The organism is Psychrobacter sp. TS_SC_6 (genome assembly GCF_056156305.1).
This window is the reverse complement of record NZ_CM149590.1, coordinates 1,412,530-1,431,709: the sequence shown is the minus strand read 5'-3', so window position 1 is coordinate 1,431,709 and position 19,180 is coordinate 1,412,530. Positions and strand designations below refer to the sequence as shown.

Here is a 19,180-nt window from a genome sequence, read left to right as displayed (position 1 = left end):
TGAAATTTTCCGGCTAAAAAAAAGAGCCTATAGCAATCATGAATTGTTATAGGCTCTTTTTTTGGTCAAAATAAAATATGCTACTAGGATTTAATCACAAGCGACAGCCGCGCTTTCTTTGTCAATGCACATCTTAGTGCCGTTTTCCAAGCTGCCAATCCAAGCCTTATCCGCTACAAACACAAAAGAAGGTTTGTCCTTATATCGGCTATCAAGACTGAGGCTCTTATTATTGGAATCGTTAAAGTTATTAGAGCCATCAAAATCCTTATAGCTAAAAGGAATCACAAGCTCGCCGCCAAGATTGATAAAGCCCCACTCTCCATCAATGCGCACACCCGCTAGGCCTTCCGAGAATGGACGTACTTCGTCGAAAGAATACGTAATCATAGTGACATTATTATCATCAACAAAGCCCCATCTACCATCTTGTTGACGCGGCTGTAGCGTGGTAAAGCGATTAATTGGCATGGAGGCTGAATTTTTCTGTGTGCTATTTTCGCGAGCACGAGGTTTAACTTCTGATTTACTGGCAGCGGGTCGGTCAGTTACATGGCTGTTTTTGGCACTCTTACCGTCATTACTTTTACTATTATCTTTTTTGACACCGGTATTTTGAGTATTGGTGTTCTTAATATTGCCCTCTTTATCAAGCCAGCTTATCGCTTTGTTTTTACGTACACGAGCCATGCCGCCTCGGTAATCATCAATATCACTAATCGCTGCTGAAAATGGAACGACAGTCCTATTTGCCGTATCGATGACGCCATAGTGACCACCCTGCTTGACCACGATACGCCCTTCAGAAACCGGACGCGCCCAACCTTGACCATCATTTAGCACATCGTACATCACAGGAATCACTTCACGACCTTGCATATTCAGATAACCGACGTGACTATTACGCATGACAGGCAATAGACCTGCTGATATTTTATCTGCATCCACTTTTTGATAGCGCGATAAATCAACAAGGCTTTTACCTTGCTTATCGATAAGGGCGACCGGTGCGCCAAAGTCTTTCACCGCTAAGAAATAACCACTACTCGCCGTACAAGAGACGTTTTTATAATAACTCTTAGGGATTTTACAACTGGCAGCTTGCGCGCTTGGTATGACAAATAACGTGGTTGTTAACATACCAATTGTCAGAGCACAGCGCTTTATTAGGGATGACTGATCTTCAGATGTCGTTAATGACAGTGATCGTTTTGATAAGGTACGTTGGAGCATAAGCAAACCTAAGCTAAAGTAATGATGGCGGTTGAGGCAATTTAAATGAGATATTTTAAGGGTATTAGTTTTTTAAGCTGATGATATTGCAATATAAAAGTAGAAATGAGGGTAACAAATCGCAGTAAAAACGCCAATGATATTCCTGTAAGGATATTAATTGGCAATAGCTTGTCCTTATACTTTAGATGAAACTTTAAAAAGTTCATATTCTCTAAAGTCATAAAATACCACTATAAAATAAAAATAATATCAAACCATTTCAATTTTAGTTCAAAACATCGACAATACGGCTTGTGGTAAAGATGATGTCTTTAGTACGCAATAATTGAAATAAAAGTTGTCATGATATAAGGATAATATATGGCTATTGCCTCTTCACGCTCTGCTGCTACTGGCTTGCTCATTGGCTGTGTGATCTTTGGTTTGGGCAGTTTAATCGTCGCTCATGTTGACATCGGTGGCTGGGCCATGGCGTTTTGGCGCTTGGCTATTTCAGGCGTGGTGTTTGCGGTATTGGCAAAAATGACAGGGCAACGGCTACCGCGCTCAAAGCGTGCGGTTTTTTATGGCTTATTATCGGGCGCATTTTTAGGTTTGGATTTGGCGCTGTGGCACGAAAGTATCTATGCGGTGGGGCCCGGCATTTCAACCTTACTAAACAGCTTACAGATTTTCTTTTTGGCAGCCATTGGCTTTTTATACTTCAACGAGCGCCAATCTATATTACAGCTTGTCAGCTTGGTCTTGGCAATGTTGGGTGTGGCAATGATCGGTAGCCCAGAATTTGCCCAAAATAAGGCTGCTACTTGGGGATTTATTACTGGTATCGTGTCAGGGGCTATGCTCGCAGCTTCAATGACCTTTATCCGTAAAACCCATGATACGGAGCCGACGCCGATATTTATGCTGATGCAACTGGTGAGTATTGGTGGCGGATTGGCAATGATTGTGCCGATGTTTGTCTTTGATATGGGTAATATATTGCCCAATACTTGGTCTGACATTGGCTGGATATTGATTTACGGTACAGTCATGCAGTGCCTAGCATGGGGGCTTATCGCCTACTCTATCCCCAAACTGTCTTTGGCGCTAACTGGATTATTATTATTAACCGAGCCAGTTGCAGCATTGCTCATTGACTATACATGGCTTGATAAGCCCATCAATACCTTACAATGGAGCGGTGCGTTACTCACGATGTTTGCCATTTATTTGGGTTCGCTAAAGCCTAAACCACGCGCCCTACGCCGTTATCGGTTTTTTGCACGGTTTTATAAGCGTGATTATAAGTAAAGCTCATGTAAAATAGCAACGGTTATAAACAAGCGCCATAATCGATAAAAGCCACAATATAATTGTGGCTTTTGCTTATCAATATAGTGAGTTATTTGAAGCTTAAGATATAGTCGGTGAAAAGTAATATCGATACAACACGTACTGCTGGTGCAAATTTTTCTTGCTTGCTGTGCCGTTGCTACCAGAGGCTGAAAAAAATTTACACCAGCAATACTGTAGCGACTTTAAAGTATTTCAACTATAGTTAAAAAGTTAGTCTTTTTGGCGATTAAATAGAGCGTTAAGCACAATTGCTGTTAAGGTAGCCGTACCGATGCCACCCAAATCAAAGCCGCCTAGATGCAAGCTAAAGTTACCAGTTCCCATGATAACAGTGACTGCTGCGATGATAAGATTGCTGTTTTTGCTAAAATCGATATGGCTGTCTATCCAAATTTTCGCACCAGCGATGGCAATCAAACCAAAAACCACGATAGAAGCACCGCCCAATAATGCTGACGGAATGGTTTGAATAATCGCACCAAATTTCGGTGACAAGCCCAGCATGATAGCAACCAAACCTGCTACGACAAAAATAGTCGTACTATATACTTTGGTGACCGCCATCACGCCGATATTTTCTGCATAAGTCGTCACACCTGTACCACCAAAACCTGCCGAAAAAGTCGTTGCTAAGCCATCAGCTAAGAAGGCGCGCCCCATATAAGGCGTTACTCGCGCTTTAGTCATACCTTCTACCGCTTTAAAATGTCCCAAATTTTCAGCAACTAAAATAAAGGCGACAGGGGCAATTAATATAATGGCGCTCATCTCAAAACGCGGCGCATGAATACTTGGCATACCAAACCATGAAGCCGCCGACACACTACTAAAATCAATCGGCACGCCATAGCCCAATACATTGGTCATCACAAAATAAGCAATATAAGACAATATCAAGCCAACTAATAACAGCAAACGACGTAGCATGCCGCGGGTAAATACCGCGACCCCACTGATAAGCAATACCGTTAACGTGGCCATCCATGCATCAAATTGGTTGGCAGATACTCCTTGAATGGTGACGGGCGCTAAATTAAGACCAATGATCATGACGATTGCACCGGTAACAATCGGTGGCATTAAGCGCTCAATCCAGCCTGTACCCGTCTTCATGACCAGCAGACCTATCAGTGCATAAATAATACCGCAGGCCATAATGCCGCCGAGTGCAACATTCAGATTGGCATTAAACCCAACGCCAGCATATGCCGTCACGGCAATCACAGGACCAATAAAAGCAAAACTCGATCCCAAATAACTTGGCATACGTCCACCGGTAATCACAAAAAACATCACCGTACAAATACCAGACATCAAAATAGCTAAGTTTGGATCAAAGCCCATTAATAATGGCGCAAGCACTGTCGCCCCAAACATTGCAAAGGTATGTTGTATACCCAACAGCATGCTTTTTGAGGGCGGTAAATACTCATTGATACCGACCGGATCCCGATCCAAATCACCGCCATATGGACGCCATGTTGGAAACCAGCGACCATTATCAAAGTCTGGATTGTGCGGTAAGTTCATTGTCGCAGAACTAGTTGCAACATCAATACCTGCTGCTTCTAGTACATTTGGCGTTAGTGTTTCTTTCTGACTATGCAGCGTCGATTGAGACGAGTTTTCTGGAGGGGTTATCATGCGCGATTGTCCTATAGGCTTAAGCTAATAATAACTCACTAACGATATAGGTTAATGATAGCTCGAATAAATAAAGCGATAATAAATAACGGTATTCACTATAAGCGCGGTTAAAAATAGTGGCTATTATATGAGACAGCTGTCTATATAATAAAAAGTTAATGGGAAAATAATGAAATCTAGCTCTTATTAACTACGGATTCTTGTATGAATACAGAGCTATTTTTGATATTTTTAACACATTTTACTAGCTGTATTGACTAAGATATGCTTTACTAAATTCAACGCTTTGACTGCTCATACTGTGTATTCTATAGCGATAGCTAAATTACAGGATGTTACATAAGTGTTGATGCCGAGCATCATAACGGAATTTAATAATAAACAACAGCTATTATTCACCCGTCACTCGAACGAACCCGTTTAAACATTTTCATAGACAATGCATTAAATTTATCGATGATCGATACTTATTATCTATTGTTGCCCATTATAATTTTATATGGGCGCAGTAGTCTTTGCTATGTGGTTTTTCTGAATCTCTTTTATTTTTTGGTAACTTATTATGATTAGTGTCTTTGATTTATTCAAAATCGGTGTTGGCCCATCAAGCTCTCATACGGTTGGTCCTATGATAGCGGCTAACTTATTTGTACAGTCACTCCTAAAGCAAACCAATCTGAGCAACATTCAGTCTTTAGAGATTGAGTTATATGGCTCGCTTGCAGCAACTGGTAAAGGACATGCTACAGATACTGCCATATTACTGGGCTTACTTGGTCATGCACCTAGCACCATCGATACGCGTTTGACCAGTGAATATCTGGCACCGATCTTTTCAGACAATCAACTCAACATCGCAGGCGAGCACGTTATTGTTTTTGATACAGAGCGTGATATTCACTGGTATGATGAGACGGTTCTACCTTATCATCCGAACGCTATGACTATTCGCGTGTCTTTGGCGAATGGCAGCCATTATCAGCAGACTTATTATTCCGTAGGAGGTGGATTTGTTATCAATGAAGAAGATGCGACCAATCCTGATGAAGATAATGCAACTCCGACTATCGATGTTATTCCTTATCCTTTTAATAGCGCCGCAGAGCTATTAGAACAATGCCGTAAACATCACTTGAGCGTGAGCGAGCTGGTATTAGCAAATGAATGCCATTACCGTGAGCAGGCAGACGTATTTGCGTATTTAGATTCTATTTGGGAGTCGATGCAAGATTGTGTGACCCGTGGCTGCCAAAACAGCGGTATTTTACCGGGTGGCTTAGATGTAAGACGCCGCGCTCAAGCATTATATGTGCAACTATGTGCTGAAAAAGACCAGCCGATTGCGCAAAATGACAAATTGGTTGCGATGGATTGGATTGATTTATATGCTTTAGCAGTCAATGAAGAAAACGCCAATGGCGGTAATGTGGTCACTGCTCCTACTAACGGCGCCGCAGGTATTATCCCTGCGGTAATGCACTATTATCGTGATTTTTTATCAAACTATAGCCTTGATGGCGCGCGCAAATTTTTGTTAAATGCTACAGCAATTGGCAGCTTAATCAAACAGAACGCTTCAATATCAGGCGCCGAAGTGGGCTGTCAAGGTGAAGTCGGTTCAGCTTGTGCAATGGCGGCGTCTGCATTGGCAGAAATCCTCGGTGGAGACCCTGCTAAATGTCTCAATGCTGCTGAGATTGGTATCGAGCATAACTTGGGTCTGACCTGTGATCCTGTTGGTGGCTTAGTCCAAGTACCTTGTATCGAGCGCAATGCGATGGGCGCAGTCAAAGCAGTCAATGCTGCACGACTTGCCTGTCGTGGTAATGGTCAACATTTTGTCTCTTTAGACAAAGTCATTGAAACTATGAAAGTTACTGGCGCTGACATGTTAGATAAATACAAAGAAACTTCTCGCGGTGGATTGGCAGTATATGCTGACAACCGCATACCGACTGCCACTCATGGCGTCAGCGTAAAATACAGCCAATGCTAATGATTGGGCAGCTTATGACTGAATAGAACATATAAATCCTATTATAAAAAAGACCTCTAATGATTAGAGGTCTTTTTTGAGCTAACTGCTATTTATTCCAAAAGCTACTTAATGAGCAATTATTCTGCTTTTTTTGATACTACTTGGTTCAGTATCCAAACTGGCTTAACCGCATTCGTTACTTCATCCATCATCGCTTCTTGGCGAACGTCCAAAACATAACGATAATTTGGCTCATACGTAAAGCCTTGAATATTGCCATTTAAAGGGGTGTAGTTCTTCTGATATGTTTGGCGATACTGCAAGCACTCTGACTCAATCATGGCACCATTAGAAGCTTGTAGCTCACAAACTGCTTTCAGCGGAGCTATCTCTATTTTGAAACTTGGAATGTTAATGACTTTAACCACTGCCGGTTCACCTTCAACGATCATGGTACGCGTATCGTCAGTTGCCATGGTTGAACAACCTGATAAAACAAACGTTGCCATCACTGCTGCTAATGCTAAATTTTTCATTATAAAATCCTCAATATATTCATAGTTTTATGTGTTTGGATTCGATTTATTCATTTTAGAATAAACGGTTTTTCGATGTCACTTAATCACTTATTATCAACTCGACCAGTATAGGGTGCAAAGTAACTGCGCCTCTACAACTGCTTTGTAACGTAACGTCAGCTTTTGCAACAGTTGTTAATTAACAGTAAATGAAAGACGCTCAGAATCATCATGATTCTGAGCGTCTTTTATAAGTAAGTATTAAGAGTTTTTAGCTACGATAGTCCGCATTTATTTTGACATAGTCGTAAGATAAATCGCAGGTATAAACCGTGTCATGGGCATCACCACGTGCAAGATCGATATGAATGGTAATCTCAGAGCGACTCATGACCGTCTTGCCCGCCTCTTCCGTGTAGCTTAGCGCGACACCACCATTTTGACAAATCATAACTTCGTCCAAGTAAACATCGACTTGCTCGGTATCAAGGTTTTCAATCCCTGCATAACCGACGGCTGCTAATATACGCCCCCAGTTAGCATCACTGGCAAAAAATGCCGTTTTGACCAAAGGTGAATGCGCAACCGCATATGCCACATCGCAGCATTCTTGCGTGGTTTTGCCACCTGTGACTTTTACCGTCATAAACTTAGTAGCGCCTTCACCATCACGTACGATCAGTTGTGCCAAACGTATAAAGACTTCAGCTAACGCATCAAACATTGGCTGATAATGCGGGTGCTCAGGGCTATCAATGATATCTGAGCTCGCAGCACCTGTCGCTATCAATACGCAGCAGTCATTGGTCGAGGTATCACCATCGACCGTAATACGGTTAAAAGACTGCTCATTGATAGCACTTAACATCTCTTGCAATAAGTCAGCAGCAATATTGGCATCGGTTGCAACATAGCCAAGCATAGTTGCCATATTGGGACGTATCATACCTGAGCCTTTTGACATCCCCGTGATATGATAACTACTACCATCAACATCAATTTTTTTACTCGCGAGCTTTGGAATGGTATCCGTTGTACGGATACCATTTGCAGCAGCAAGCCAATTATCAGGCGCTAGATTGGCTAATGCGTTGTCTAGTCCAGCGATAATTGCCTCACTATTTAATGGCTCACCAATAACACCCGTCGAAAATGGCAATACCGTATCGCTATCCACGCCAGCTTTAGCAGCCAGCGCCGCACAGATATCTGTGGCGCGGCGTTTGCCATCAGCACCGGTTCCAGCATTAGCGTTACCAGTATTGGTCACCAAATATCGCGGTGTCGCTTTATCAAAGTGTTCACGTAATACGCGCACAGGCGCAGCGCAAAATGCATTTTTGGTCGTTACCACTGCAGTGGCAGCATCAGCTGCAATCTCAATAACTACCAAATCATCACGATCTTTATAACGTACGCCTGCGGCGGTAGTGCTCAACTTGATGCCTTCAATAGGATAAATCATCTCAGGTACTGCAACATTACCAACTGCCATAACTCACTCCTTAATTATTGATATATTTTTATTGCTTATAAAGCCCTAGTCATAATAGTAAAAACATCATACTTTGTTTAAATCAAATGCTGTCCAAATAGGCGCATGGTCAGAGGGTTTTTCCATAGCGCGCAGCTCATAGCTGATACCCGCATCAACACAACATTCAACCAGATTAGGCGTACATAAAATATGATCAATACGCAATCCACGCTTAGGATCATCATCAAAACCGCGACTGCGATAATCAAACCAGCTGTATAACTCTGTACTCTCTGGATAATGCAAACGGTAGGTATCGGTCAACTCACGTGACATAAGATTGCTATACCACTCACGCTCCTCAGGTAGGAAGGAAGTTTTTCTATTTTTCAACCAACGCTTAGCATTTACTTCACCGATTCCAATATCGATATCTTCTGGGGCGATATTCATATCACCCATAATCACCAGCGAGCGCCCTTCTGCTTTTAGCGTATCAATATATGCTATTAAATCAGCATAATAAGCACGCTTCATCGGAAATTTGGTCGGATGATCTTGGCTCTCTCCTTGTGGAAAATAGCCATTGAGCACATCAATCTCACGCCCATCAAACTCATAACGCGCATGAATAAAACGTTTTTGCGCCTCTTCATTTTCTCCCGGAAAACCCTTTTGCACAAAAATAGGCGCAACTTTCGATAATAATGCCACACCGTAATGCGCTTTCTGTCCAAAATACTCTACGTGATAGCCCAAGCCTTCTACATTTTCAAGGGGAAACTGCTCATCATGCACCTTGGTTTCTTGCAGACCCATGACATCAGGATCGATAATATCTCGCACCGCCTCTAGCTGATGTTGACGAGCTCGGATACCATTGATATTAAAACAAACAAAACGGGTCATAAATTATCCTAATCTAATAAATGAGAGCATAGTAATTCTACAAACAGTCATACTCTGAATAAGTGCTTTGATGAATAAACGCGGTTGTAAAATACGCTTATAAATATCGTCACTCTAAAATAAAACAAATACGGTTATGATAACAGACATAGACAACGCTAGCTGTTGCACCCTTTTACATCTTGAGTTAGAGTGTTTGTTTGGTCTAATTACTTGGCTGTTTGCCATGTCATTTTATCAAAACATGCTATCAAGCCGTTCTTATTGACTTTCCTACTTTTTATTAACTCATGCTTATCAAGCAGCGGCATTTAAACAACTTATAACACTTTATTATTAAAAATCTATTGAGCATTATTATGACAAAAGCAACTGATAAGAACCCAACTTCCGCATCCCAATCTCTTACAACCACACCATTGTTTTCGACTAACTATAAGGTATACATCAATCATACTGACGCTGGCGGTATAGTCTATCATGCCAATCACTTGGTGTTCTTCGAAAACTGCCGCCGAGATTGGTTTACTCAGCTTGGTTTAAATGGTTATTTTTTGGAGACCAATGACGGTCAAATTCAGCATTTCGTCGTCACGCAAGCGGACTTACAATATAAGCGCGCTATTTTGTTAGATGAAACCATTAACGTACGCATTGATAACGTTGAGATAAAACCTGCCAGCATTGTATTTTATCAAAGCATTTATCGTCAGCACTCTCAAGATCACACTGCTGACAATGTAGAAGTGGTTTTGCTAAGCAGTACTAAAATCGTTGTTGCCTGTGTACAAAATCAAATCACACCGGATGCTATAGAGAATGATGCGTCAAATAAAACCCTCTCAAATACCGCGCCAATGCGACCTATTCGTGTGCCAAAAAAATTACGGGTTGCTATTGAGCAAGCCATTTCCTCAGCTAATAAATAACTTTTATAACAATTGATTTCTTAAATACCTTTAGAAAAAGCTATTTTTTCTATGACAATCTTGCGCAGAATCATTCTATATTCATGTAAAAGAATACTGCCTGTACTGAGCAGTACTCTTATCCTCGTAGTTCCTTAAACAATATTCATGCTAACGTATTGCTTAAATGTATCATTATATATTTGATATATTATTTTTTTGTGGCAGGTAATCAGTAAAAATCATTCCGTTGTTTTATAAGATTCATTACCTAGCTTTTTAATGAAATACTTATTTTTTACCATTTGCTAATGCCAAATAACCCAATAACACCAGCAGTCTGTCAATAGATAAGGATATTATCAAATTCAGCGATCGCTTTCATGTCAGCGCTGTTTTTTTATTGACACGGATCTGACTGCTTAGCCAGCAACATTTAACCTCTCTCATATTTCAAGGACGCTGACTATGACGCCAAATAAACCTTGGCTTGCAAATTACCCTATTGGTGTGCCAAAGACGATTGATCCAGACAAATATAGCAGTATTATGGAGCTATATGAAGAGTGCTTTGATCGCTTTCGCATGCATCCGATGACCATCTGTATGGGTGTTACTCATACCTACGACGATGTTGATAGAGCCTCTATCGCGGTTGCTGCATGGTTACAGGCAAAAGGTCTGCCTCAAGGTAGCGTAGTCGCGCTTATGATGCCAAACGTGCCCCAATACTTACCAACGATGATTGGTATTTTGCGCGCCGGTTATATCTGTACCCCCGTAAATCCTCTGTATACTGGCCGCGAGCTACGCCATCAATTAAACGACTCTGGCGCTCAGGTTATTTTTGTCGTCGATAACTTTGCTCAAGCACTTGAGCAGGTCATTGAAGAAACCCATATCAAACACATCATCCTGTCAAAAATGGGCGATATGATGGGTCTAAAAGGTATTTTGGTCAACACTATTATCCGTCAGGTCAAACGCTTGGTACCCAAGTATAATCTGAATGACCCAAAATATGATGTCACCAAGTTCCCTGATGTGCTTAAAAAAGGCAAAAACCTGCCGTTCCAAAAGCCAAAACTTTCTTTGAGTCAAACCGCCTTTTTGCAATACACAGGTGGTACAACAGGGCTTTCTAAAGGCGCTATTTTATCTCAGCGTAATATTGTCGCAGGCGCGATGCAGTCAGAAGCTTGGACTCGCCCTATTACCTCAGAGATTAATGAGGTATATATCAATATGGTGATGGCACTGCCGTTGTATCATATTTTTGCTTTTATGCTGAGCTCACTGGGTATGCGTGCAGGCTACACCTTTATATTGGTTCCTAACCCGCGTGATATACCAGGCTTTATTAAGACGTTATCAAAACAGCCCTTCCATATTTTCCCTGCGGTCAATACCTTATTTAAAGGTTTACTCGACAATCCGAACTTTAAAAACCTAGATTTTAGCTCACTACGCATCTCACAAGCAGGCGGCATGGCGGCGACTGAGCAAACAGCAAGACGCTGGCTTGAGACGACAGGCTGCGCTATGATTGAGGGTTGGGGTATGACAGAAGGGGTTGCTGTTGGTACTGCCAACGTCATCACTGATCGCAAGTTTAATGGTACGATTGGCGTCCCTGTCCCTAGTGTTGATGTCATTATTATCGATGACGAGGGCAACCCTGTCGGTGCCAATCAAGCAGGCGAGATGTGTGTTAAAGGACCTAACGTCACCTCAGGTTATCTAAATCGAGACAGTAGTGATGACTTTACCAAAGATGGCTACTTTCGCACTGGCGATATCGTCAGCATGGACGAAAAAGGCTACTTTAGACTATTAGACCGTAAAAAAGACATGATTTTGGTGTCAGGATTTAATGTATTCCCAAATGAGATCGAGTCGATCATGCTTGATTGTGACGGCATTATTGATTGTGCTGTCATCGGCATCCCTGATGAGAATCAAGGGGAAGCGGTCAAAATCTATGTTGTCCCTGCTGACAACAATGTCACCAAAAGCTCTATTAAAGAGTTTGCTTTAGACAATATGACTGGTTATAAATGTCCACGTCATATCGAGTTTGTTACTGAGCTACCAAAAAGTAACGTCGGTAAAGTATTACGTCAAAAACTTCGCGAGAAGCATATGATAGACAATCCTCAACTATAATTAAAGCAGCCTTTTAATTGTCAAGAGCGCCTTGCATTAGATGCAAGGCGCTTTTTTATTAACCATACCGTTGATCAATTTTGAGCTCTATTAGCATCTTTAGTGTGTTATCTTGTCTCTGCAATCACTTAACTATTCTTAGTTGCAACATATATTTTTCAATATATCAAGTATAACGACAAACTCTCAAGTTCTTTTATAGCAATAACTTGCTCAATTACACTTATGTTAATGTATTGCCAAAATATGTTACGCTATTGTTTATAATATTGAGTCAGTAATATATTTAACTGAGGTTAATTAATTGACCTTAAACAGCAGTACGTTTTTCAAAAATAATTACAAACCAGCCATTTAATCTATTCAGATGAGTTTTCTGCGTGGTTAAATGGATTTTTAGTTCAATCACCTTGTATAAAGGCCGCCGTATTTTAGCAGTTTGTGAATAAATGGGATAGCACTCGACAATCCACCGCTTAACTGGCGATGACTCATATTGTTGACATGGATGTGACTACTTTTGTATAGAGCCTTAACTGATCGCAAATTTAAGGACGCTTAGTATGACAACAGATAAACCTTGGCTTGCTCAATATCCAGCAAACGTACCCAAGACTATTAATCCTGATCAGTATGAAAGTCTCATCGAGTTATACGAAGAGTGTTTTGACCGCTTCCGTATGCATCCTATGACCATCTGTATGGGCGTTTCTCATACTTATGGAGATGTGGACAAAGCGTCTCTTGCTGTCGCTGCTTGGTTGCAAGCACAAGATATCCCCAAAGGTAGCGTAGTGGCAGTCATGATGCCAAACGTACCGCAATACTTACCGACGATGATCGGTATATTGCGCGCCGGCTATGTTTGCACCCCTATCAACCCACTGTACACTGGTCGTGAGCTACGTCATCAACTCAATGATTCAGGCGCTCAGGTTATTTTTGTCGTCGATAACTTTGCTCAAGCACTTGAACAAGTCATTGAAGAGACGAACATCAAACGTATTGTCCTATCGAAAATGGGTGACATGATGGGACTAAAGGGTATTTTGGTCAATACCGTTATTCGTCAGGTCAAACGCTTAGTGCCTAAGTACAACCTGAATGACCCTAAGTATAATGTTACCAAATTCCCTGATGTGCTTAAAAAAGGCAAAAACCTGCCTTTTCAAACACCAAAAACCTCACTGCAACAAAAAGCTATTTTACAATATACTGGTGGTACAACGGGGCTGTCTAAAGGTGCTATTTTAACTCAGCGTAACGTTGTCGCTGCTGCCATGCAGTCAGAAGCATGGTATCGCCCTGTTACCTCTGATATCAATGAGGTGTACATCAATATGGTCATGGCATTGCCGCTATATCATATATTTGCTTTTATGCTGAGCTTGCTAGGTATGCGTTCGGGTTATACTTTTATATTAATACCTAATCCACGAGACATGCCGGGATTTGTTAAAACCTTATCAAAACAGCCTTTCCATATTTTTCCTGCCGTTAATACCTTATTTAAAGGACTACTTGATCAACCAACCTTTAAAAACCTAGATTTTAGCGCATTACGTATCTCACAAGCAGGCGGTATGGCGGCGACTGAGCAGACGGCAGCGCGCTGGTTAGAAGTCACTGGCTGCCCGATGGTTGAGGGTTGGGGTATGACTGAAGGGGTTGCAGCAGGTACTGCTAACGTCATTACTGATCGCAAGTTCAATGGCACTATTGGCATTCCTGTACCTAGTGTCGATGTCATTGTGGTCGATGATAATGGCGAGACCGTAGGTTTTAATCAGTCTGGTGAAATGTGCATTAAAGGACCAAATATCACCTCAGGCTATTTTAATAAAGACAACACCAATGACTTTACTCAAGAGGGTTATTTCCGTACTGGTGATATCATTAGTATGGACGAAAAAGGCTATATCACTTTACTTGATCGTAAAAAAGACATGATTTTGGTATCAGGATTTAACGTCTTTCCAAATGAGATTGAGTCAGTTATGCTAGATTGCAAAGGTATTATTGATTGCGCAGTGATTGGCATTTCTGATGAGCATCAAGGCGAAGCAGTCAAAATTTATATCGTCCCTGCTGATAACAATGTTACCAAAAGTGATATTAAAGAATTTGCCTTGGACAATTTGACTGGCTACAAATGCCCACGTCATATTGAATTTGTGAGTGAGTTGCCAAAGAGTAATGTGGGTAAAATATTGCGTCAAAAACTGCGTGAAAAACACATGTCAGATAACCCTCAAACCTTGTAGTACTTGAGCTTTAGAATTAAGATAATAAAAAGCCCTCAATATTAATATTGAGGGCTTTTTATTATCTTTTCTTAATATCATCAACATGGTTTGTGCTAACTGACTTTATTGACCACCTGCAATGGCAAATGCTTCATTGCTTGACCGACAATAGACCAGGGTAAGCTTGGGACACAAGCTTCTTCCACGCCAGCCTCAATCGCTGCCACAATTGCCTTGGTACCAGTCTCAGCATCGACTTCAAACGGTAAAGGCTTAGCATTTTCATTGATTTCAGTACGGATATAGCCTGGATAAATAGTAGAGACTTGAATCGGCAGTTTGGTTAATAGCATATCAGCACGGATACCCTCTGCCAAATGTGCCAGACCTGCTTTACTCGCACCATAGGCAGTCAAGTGCTTAGGCAATCCACGCATCGCTGACATACTTGATATCACGACCAGGTGGCCGCTATTTTGTGTGCGAAAGATACTCATCGCTGCTTCACACTGCGCGAGCGCTGAGATAAAGTTAATCTCAACCGTACGGCGGTTGGTATCAAAGCGTCCTTTGCCAATACGGCGGCTCTCGCCAATACCTGCATTGACCACGACACGATCAATATGACCAAAGTCAGCCGTGAAGTCATCAAACACCTCAAAAATTGCATCATAATCACTAACGTCTAGCACGCGATACTCAATTCGAATATCAGGATATTGTGCCATCAGCTCTGTTTGTAGACTCTCCAAACGATCAGTACGACGCGCACAAATTGCCAAATTATAGCCAAGCTTAGCAAACAATCTCGCCATGCCCTCGCCCAATCCTGAGCTGGCACCCGTGATTAAAACTGTCTTGCCACGACCGATCTGCTGTTTATTTAAACCTTTTAAATAACATTCTGGTTGGACCGCGCCAAATAATTGATTTTTACGTTTAATAGCTTTTTTTGCCACTAGGTTCAGTAATTTATTTTGCATGGACATTCTCTTATGTATCAATGATAACTTCAAGATAACGTAAACACTTCCAACTGTCTATCTGGCTTTGGTGTTATCTGTGCTAACCACCCGCTTCTATAGACTGTCTATAGCCTTTTTATAACAAAGTTTTAGCAACTCATCTTGAATTATCGCCATGTGACAAAACGCTTACCATCAGCGAATAAATGACTATATTCATTTAATGACAGTAAATGCGAATGCTGCTCTTTTAAAGTAATAGAGGTCACGCCCGTATTAACCAAGCTTTTATTGATTTGATACGCAGTCTGACTGCCTTGTTGTAATAACTGCGCGGTAATAGCCGCAATCACACCGCCAGAAGTAAATACCAATACCGTACTATCACGAGTTAAATTTAGCGTTGCCACTTGTATGCGTATTTGCTCAAGCGCTTGCTTAGCGCGCTCATTAAACTGTGACCAGCTTTCTATATAATCTTGATCATAATCACCGCCATGCCAGCGCTGCATCGCCTTATCAAATAGCTCAGCCAAACGTGTCATCGGTACATCCGCTTTAGCAATCTCAGCTGTAATTGATGCTCGAGTGCTGAATGCTGGATCTGATTTAACAAAAACATCCTTATGATTAAATTCATCAAACTGCGGCAAAATATAACTATCAGGATCGTCTATATTAATAGCAGGTAATATAGGCGTTTCACTCTCATTATTAACAGTAATAGAAGACTGATAGCTATCCCAAAAGTGCCGTGCAGAATCTTGTTGTCTGACTAAGCTACCGGTAAAAATAGCATCAATGCGGCGCTGGGTGATGGCATAATGCTGACCGAGCATTTGTGCTTGAATGCCGCCTAACTCTGACAGCTGGTCATAATTTTCTTGACCAAATGATGCTTGACCATGACGCGCTAAAAGCAGAGTTGTCATAACGTATCGCCTTATTTTTGACACTTTTTAAATGCATTGTTTGATACATTTTCAGTTAATTATTCTTCAGTTTTACTCTTCCACTTTATTAGAGCTTTGCACAAAATAACTCTTTGGCAAAATCCCTTTGATAACCGCTTTTATGGGACTGGGTAGCTTCTCGATAGCAGCAGCATCGACGCCCATATCTTGCAAATGCGGCTGCATATGAGTGGTAAATAGCGCTTCGCCTTCATACTGAGCAATCAGCTTTAGACATTTAGCATGTAGTACATGGACGATAATCCAGAAGTTCTTAAACGCAGGATTTGTGGTTTGTTTGTGATAATAGCGGTAGTAAATTTGTTGAACGATACTGGCTAAACGGAATAGACCAAACACCTCGTAAAACGTCCAGTTATCTATCTCTAACCCCGTCTTTTCAAGATAATAAGCAACCACTTCATCACGGGTCATCATACCTTTTAAATGTGTCGGCTGACGGCGTGACTGCTGCATGATGATATTGTCATCTTCCTCAATCCAGTATGCCAAGGCGCTACCCAAATCCATCAAAGGATCACCAAGTGTCGCCATTTCCCAATCAAGCACGCCGATAACTTTAGTTGGATCTGCGGCATCTAAAATGACGTTGTCAAAACGCCAATCATTGTGAATCAAGCAAGTCTTACTATCAGCAGGCGTATGCTTGCCAAGCCATTGACGTACTAATGCAAAACTTGGGACGTTAGGTGTTTTAGCTTTGACATAACGCTTATCCCAACCTGTTACTTGGCGCTCGCAATAACCTTCGCCACGCCCAAGATTCACTAAATCAGGATGCGCTTTATAATCTACTTGGTGCAGCTCAACTAAAGCGTCAATAACATTGGTACATAATGCACGCGTTTGCTCTTCGTTTAAATCAATCCCTTTTGGCAAATTGGCACGAGGAATGATACCTTCCATACGCTCCATGACATAGAAATCGGCACCGATGACGGACTCATCCGTACATAGCGCGATCATTTTAGGTACGTAAGGATAAGCATCCTTTAAGGATTTTTGGACAGTGTATTCGCGCACCATGTCATGTGCTGATTTGGCTTTAGTGCCTTTTGGCGGACGGCGTAAGATTAAATCTTGGCTTTTACTTTCAGCGTTATCTTCGCCTTCATATTGCAAACGGTAAGTCCAGTTTGATGCTCCGCCTGAGAATTGGGTAACCGTTGGCTCACCTGCTACATCGATTCCTTGGGCGCGTAGCCAGTTACTGACCGCTTTGGCGTCAAGCGCTTCACCATCACGGACATCACCACCTTTATCCAATATTTGATTATTAATTTCCATATTTTTGTCGTCGCTATGGTTGGCAGGATTGTCAGTTGCCATAAGATGTTCCTTATCATGTGGTCATTTATTGTATAAAATATATTCGATTCCAAATAAAACAGATACATTATATTCCAACGCGGAACTGGTATAAATTTTTCTTGCTTGCTGTGCCTTCGCAGACAGAGGCTGCAAAAAATTTATTTCAGTTCCGCTGACTCGTTTTTATACAGCCTCTAAGCAAATAGACATTGCAACCAATGGTTATATGGTTTGTTAGCAATCAAAACTACGCCTTTGCCGCTTTAGATGGACGACCAAAACCTTGACGCTTTAGCTCAAGTTTCGCAATCATGGTTTTATGCACTTCATCAGGACCATCGGCTAAACGCAGCGCGCGTGCTTGAGCAAAAAAACTCGGTAGCATCGTATCTTGGCAAACGCCCATGCCACCATGGATTTGAATCGCCATATCAACCACTTCTTGTAAGACTGTCGGTGCGACGACTTTAATGGCAGAGATTTCTGTGAGTGCCGCTTTTGTGCCTTGCGCGTCCATTTTTTGTGCGGCGTATAGAGTCAGCAAACGGGCTTGATCAATCTTAATACGGGCATCGCTGATACGCTCAAAGTTACCACCCAGTTGTAGCAACGGCTTACCAAAAGCCGTACGCTCCATGCCGCGCTTTACGGCCAGCTCGAGCGACTTTTCAGCGGCGCCAATACAACGCATGCAATGATGAATGCGACCTGGTCCTAGACGACCTTGCGCAATCTCAAAGCCCATACCAGGGCCACCGATAAAGTGGCTAACGGGTACACGTACATCATTAAAGCTGACCTCACCATGACCATGCGGCGCATCATAATCGCCAAATACTTTTAGCATGCGCTCGATATTGACGCCTGCAGTTTTTGCTGGAACCAATACCATCGAATGCTGATGATGACGGTCTTTACTGTCATCAGGGGTATAGGCCATGACAATCAATATATCAACTGCAGGGTCACCAAGACCGGACGACCACCATTTACTACCATTGATAATAATCTCATCGCCATCGACAACCGCAGTCGCCTGCATATTGGTGGCATCACTTGACGCCACATCAGGCTCAGTCATACAAAACACCGAGCGCGTTCTACCTTCTAAGATTGGCGTAAGCCATTTGTCTTGCTGCTCTTTAGAACCATAACGCCATAGTAATTCCATATTACCGCTATCAGGAGCATTACAGTTAAACACGTAAGGTGCTAGTAAACTGCGACCTGTCAGCTCAGCAATCGGTGCATAATCGGTAACCGACAGCCCTGCCCCTAGCGTATCATCCGGAAGGAACAGATTCCATAAACCAGCTTCACGTGCCTGCTTACGTAAGCTTTCATACGGCTCTGGCCACTGCCAATTTTTCCAATTACCATCAGGATTTTGCTGATGACAGTCTGCCCAAAACTGTGCTTCAATGGGCTCGATATAGGTTTCGATAAAGGCTTTTACTTGGGCATGCATGGCTTGACCATGTTCTGTTGCTGTAAACATTAAGGCATT

General features: G+C 41.9%; 14 protein-coding genes. 5 read left to right on the top strand and 9 right to left on the bottom strand.

Annotated features, from left to right (window positions below; genetic code table 11):
* Window positions 1-90: 90 nt before the first annotated feature.
* On the bottom strand, window positions 91-1,233 hold the full coding sequence (locus AC0J5Y_RS06100; RefSeq protein ID WP_475132006.1) for a WG repeat-containing protein: 1,143 nt from the start codon (window positions 1,231-1,233) through the stop codon (window positions 91-93).
* 363 nt (window positions 1,234-1,596) lie between these two features.
* Here AC0J5Y_RS06100 and AC0J5Y_RS06095 point away from each other — a divergent pair, with 363 nt between their 5' ends.
* Entirely contained in the window at window positions 1,597-2,529 is a 933-nt protein-coding gene (locus AC0J5Y_RS06095; protein WP_475132005.1) for a DMT family transporter, read from the top strand.
* 255 nt (window positions 2,530-2,784) lie between these two features.
* Here AC0J5Y_RS06095 and AC0J5Y_RS06090 read toward each other — a convergent pair whose 3' ends face one another.
* The gene (locus AC0J5Y_RS06090; protein WP_475132004.1) at window positions 2,785-4,218 is read right to left on the bottom strand and encodes a solute carrier family 23 protein; all 1,434 of its coding nucleotides are present in this window, start codon (window positions 4,216-4,218) and stop codon (window positions 2,785-2,787) included.
* 565 nt (window positions 4,219-4,783) lie between these two features.
* Here AC0J5Y_RS06090 and AC0J5Y_RS06085 point away from each other — a divergent pair.
* On the top strand, window positions 4,784-6,217 hold the full coding sequence (locus tag AC0J5Y_RS06085; protein WP_475132003.1) for an L-serine ammonia-lyase: 1,434 nt from the start codon (window positions 4,784-4,786) through the stop codon (window positions 6,215-6,217).
* Window positions 6,218-6,336: 119 nt separating this feature from the next.
* Here AC0J5Y_RS06085 and AC0J5Y_RS06080 read toward each other — a convergent pair whose 3' ends face one another.
* The 3 genes from AC0J5Y_RS06080 to xthA form a co-directional block, all read right to left on the bottom strand.
* Window positions 6,337-6,735, bottom strand: a complete 399-nt coding sequence (locus tag AC0J5Y_RS06080) for a DUF4377 domain-containing protein (RefSeq protein WP_475132002.1) — start codon at window positions 6,733-6,735, stop codon at window positions 6,337-6,339.
* A gap of 253 nt (window positions 6,736-6,988) precedes the next feature.
* On the bottom strand, window positions 6,989-8,212 hold the full coding sequence (gene argJ, locus AC0J5Y_RS06075) for a bifunctional glutamate N-acetyltransferase/amino-acid acetyltransferase ArgJ (protein WP_475132001.1): 1,224 nt from the start codon (window positions 8,210-8,212) through the stop codon (window positions 6,989-6,991).
* A 66-nt stretch (window positions 8,213-8,278) separates the two neighbouring features.
* Complete coding sequence (gene xthA / locus AC0J5Y_RS06070; RefSeq protein WP_475132000.1) at window positions 8,279-9,103, bottom strand: exodeoxyribonuclease III; 825 nt, start codon at window positions 9,101-9,103, stop codon at window positions 8,279-8,281.
* A gap of 359 nt (window positions 9,104-9,462) precedes the next feature.
* Here xthA and AC0J5Y_RS06065 point away from each other — a divergent pair, with 359 nt between their 5' ends.
* The 3 genes from AC0J5Y_RS06065 to AC0J5Y_RS06055 all read left to right on the top strand — a co-directional run bounded on the left by AC0J5Y_RS06065 (window position 9,463) and on the right by AC0J5Y_RS06055 (window position 14,441).
* On the top strand, window positions 9,463-10,032 hold the full coding sequence (locus AC0J5Y_RS06065; protein ID WP_475131999.1) for a thioesterase family protein: 570 nt from the start codon (window positions 9,463-9,465) through the stop codon (window positions 10,030-10,032).
* A gap of 447 nt (window positions 10,033-10,479) precedes the next feature.
* Window positions 10,480-12,177, top strand: coding sequence for an AMP-binding protein (locus AC0J5Y_RS06060; RefSeq protein WP_475131998.1), 1,698 nt, complete (start codon window positions 10,480-10,482; stop codon window positions 12,175-12,177).
* 563 nt (window positions 12,178-12,740) lie between these two features.
* A complete protein-coding gene (locus tag AC0J5Y_RS06055; protein ID WP_475131997.1) occupies window positions 12,741-14,441 on the top strand; it encodes an AMP-binding protein in 1,701 nt (566 codons plus the stop codon).
* Window positions 14,442-14,536: 95 nt separating this feature from the next.
* Here the strand turns inward: AC0J5Y_RS06055 and AC0J5Y_RS06050 are convergent, their stop codons facing one another.
* The 4 genes from AC0J5Y_RS06050 to AC0J5Y_RS06035 all read right to left on the bottom strand — a co-directional run bounded on the left by AC0J5Y_RS06050 (window position 14,537) and on the right by AC0J5Y_RS06035 (window position 19,171).
* Window positions 14,537-15,406, bottom strand: coding sequence for an SDR family oxidoreductase (locus AC0J5Y_RS06050; RefSeq protein WP_475131996.1), 870 nt, complete (start codon window positions 15,404-15,406; stop codon window positions 14,537-14,539).
* Window positions 15,407-15,555: 149 nt separating this feature from the next.
* The gene (locus tag AC0J5Y_RS06045) at window positions 15,556-16,320 is read right to left on the bottom strand and encodes a histidine phosphatase family protein (RefSeq protein ID WP_475131995.1); all 765 of its coding nucleotides are present in this window, start codon (window positions 16,318-16,320) and stop codon (window positions 15,556-15,558) included.
* A gap of 72 nt (window positions 16,321-16,392) precedes the next feature.
* Window positions 16,393-17,691, bottom strand: coding sequence for a phosphotransferase family protein (locus tag AC0J5Y_RS06040; protein ID WP_475131994.1), 1,299 nt, complete (start codon window positions 17,689-17,691; stop codon window positions 16,393-16,395).
* 229 nt (window positions 17,692-17,920) lie between these two features.
* On the bottom strand, window positions 17,921-19,171 hold the full coding sequence (locus AC0J5Y_RS06035; protein ID WP_475132107.1) for an acyl-CoA dehydrogenase family protein: 1,251 nt from the start codon (window positions 19,169-19,171) through the stop codon (window positions 17,921-17,923).
* Window positions 19,172-19,180 lie beyond the last annotated feature (9 nt).

What these genes read in the sequence shown, in the direction of transcription:
- AC0J5Y_RS06100 (WP_475132006.1), bottom strand. Translation starts at nt 1,233, where the DNA reads ATGCTCCAACGTACCTTATCAAAACGATCACTGTCATTAACGACATCT.
- AC0J5Y_RS06095 (WP_475132005.1), top strand. Translation starts at nt 1,597, where the DNA reads ATGGCTATTGCCTCTTCACGCTCTGCTGCTACTGGCTTGCTCATTGGC.
- AC0J5Y_RS06090 (WP_475132004.1), bottom strand. Translation starts at nt 4,218, where the DNA reads ATGATAACCCCTCCAGAAAACTCGTCTCAATCGACGCTGCATAGTCAG.
- AC0J5Y_RS06085 (WP_475132003.1), top strand. Translation starts at nt 4,784, where the DNA reads ATGATTAGTGTCTTTGATTTATTCAAAATCGGTGTTGGCCCATCAAGC.
- AC0J5Y_RS06080 (WP_475132002.1), bottom strand. Translation starts at nt 6,735, where the DNA reads ATGAAAAATTTAGCATTAGCAGCAGTGATGGCAACGTTTGTTTTATCA.
- argJ (WP_475132001.1), bottom strand. Translation starts at nt 8,212, where the DNA reads ATGGCAGTTGGTAATGTTGCAGTACCTGAGATGATTTATCCTATTGAA.
- xthA (WP_475132000.1), bottom strand. Translation starts at nt 9,103, where the DNA reads ATGACCCGTTTTGTTTGTTTTAATATCAATGGTATCCGAGCTCGTCAA.
- AC0J5Y_RS06065 (WP_475131999.1), top strand. Translation starts at nt 9,463, where the DNA reads ATGACAAAAGCAACTGATAAGAACCCAACTTCCGCATCCCAATCTCTT.
- AC0J5Y_RS06060 (WP_475131998.1), top strand. Translation starts at nt 10,480, where the DNA reads ATGACGCCAAATAAACCTTGGCTTGCAAATTACCCTATTGGTGTGCCA.
- AC0J5Y_RS06055 (WP_475131997.1), top strand. Translation starts at nt 12,741, where the DNA reads ATGACAACAGATAAACCTTGGCTTGCTCAATATCCAGCAAACGTACCC.
- AC0J5Y_RS06050 (WP_475131996.1), bottom strand. Translation starts at nt 15,406, where the DNA reads ATGCAAAATAAATTACTGAACCTAGTGGCAAAAAAAGCTATTAAACGT.
- AC0J5Y_RS06045 (WP_475131995.1), bottom strand. Translation starts at nt 16,320, where the DNA reads ATGACAACTCTGCTTTTAGCGCGTCATGGTCAAGCATCATTTGGTCAA.
- AC0J5Y_RS06040 (WP_475131994.1), bottom strand. Translation starts at nt 17,691, where the DNA reads ATGGCAACTGACAATCCTGCCAACCATAGCGACGACAAAAATATGGAA.
- AC0J5Y_RS06035 (WP_475132107.1), bottom strand. Translation starts at nt 19,171, where the DNA reads ATGTTTACAGCAACAGAACATGGTCAAGCCATGCATGCCCAAGTAAAA.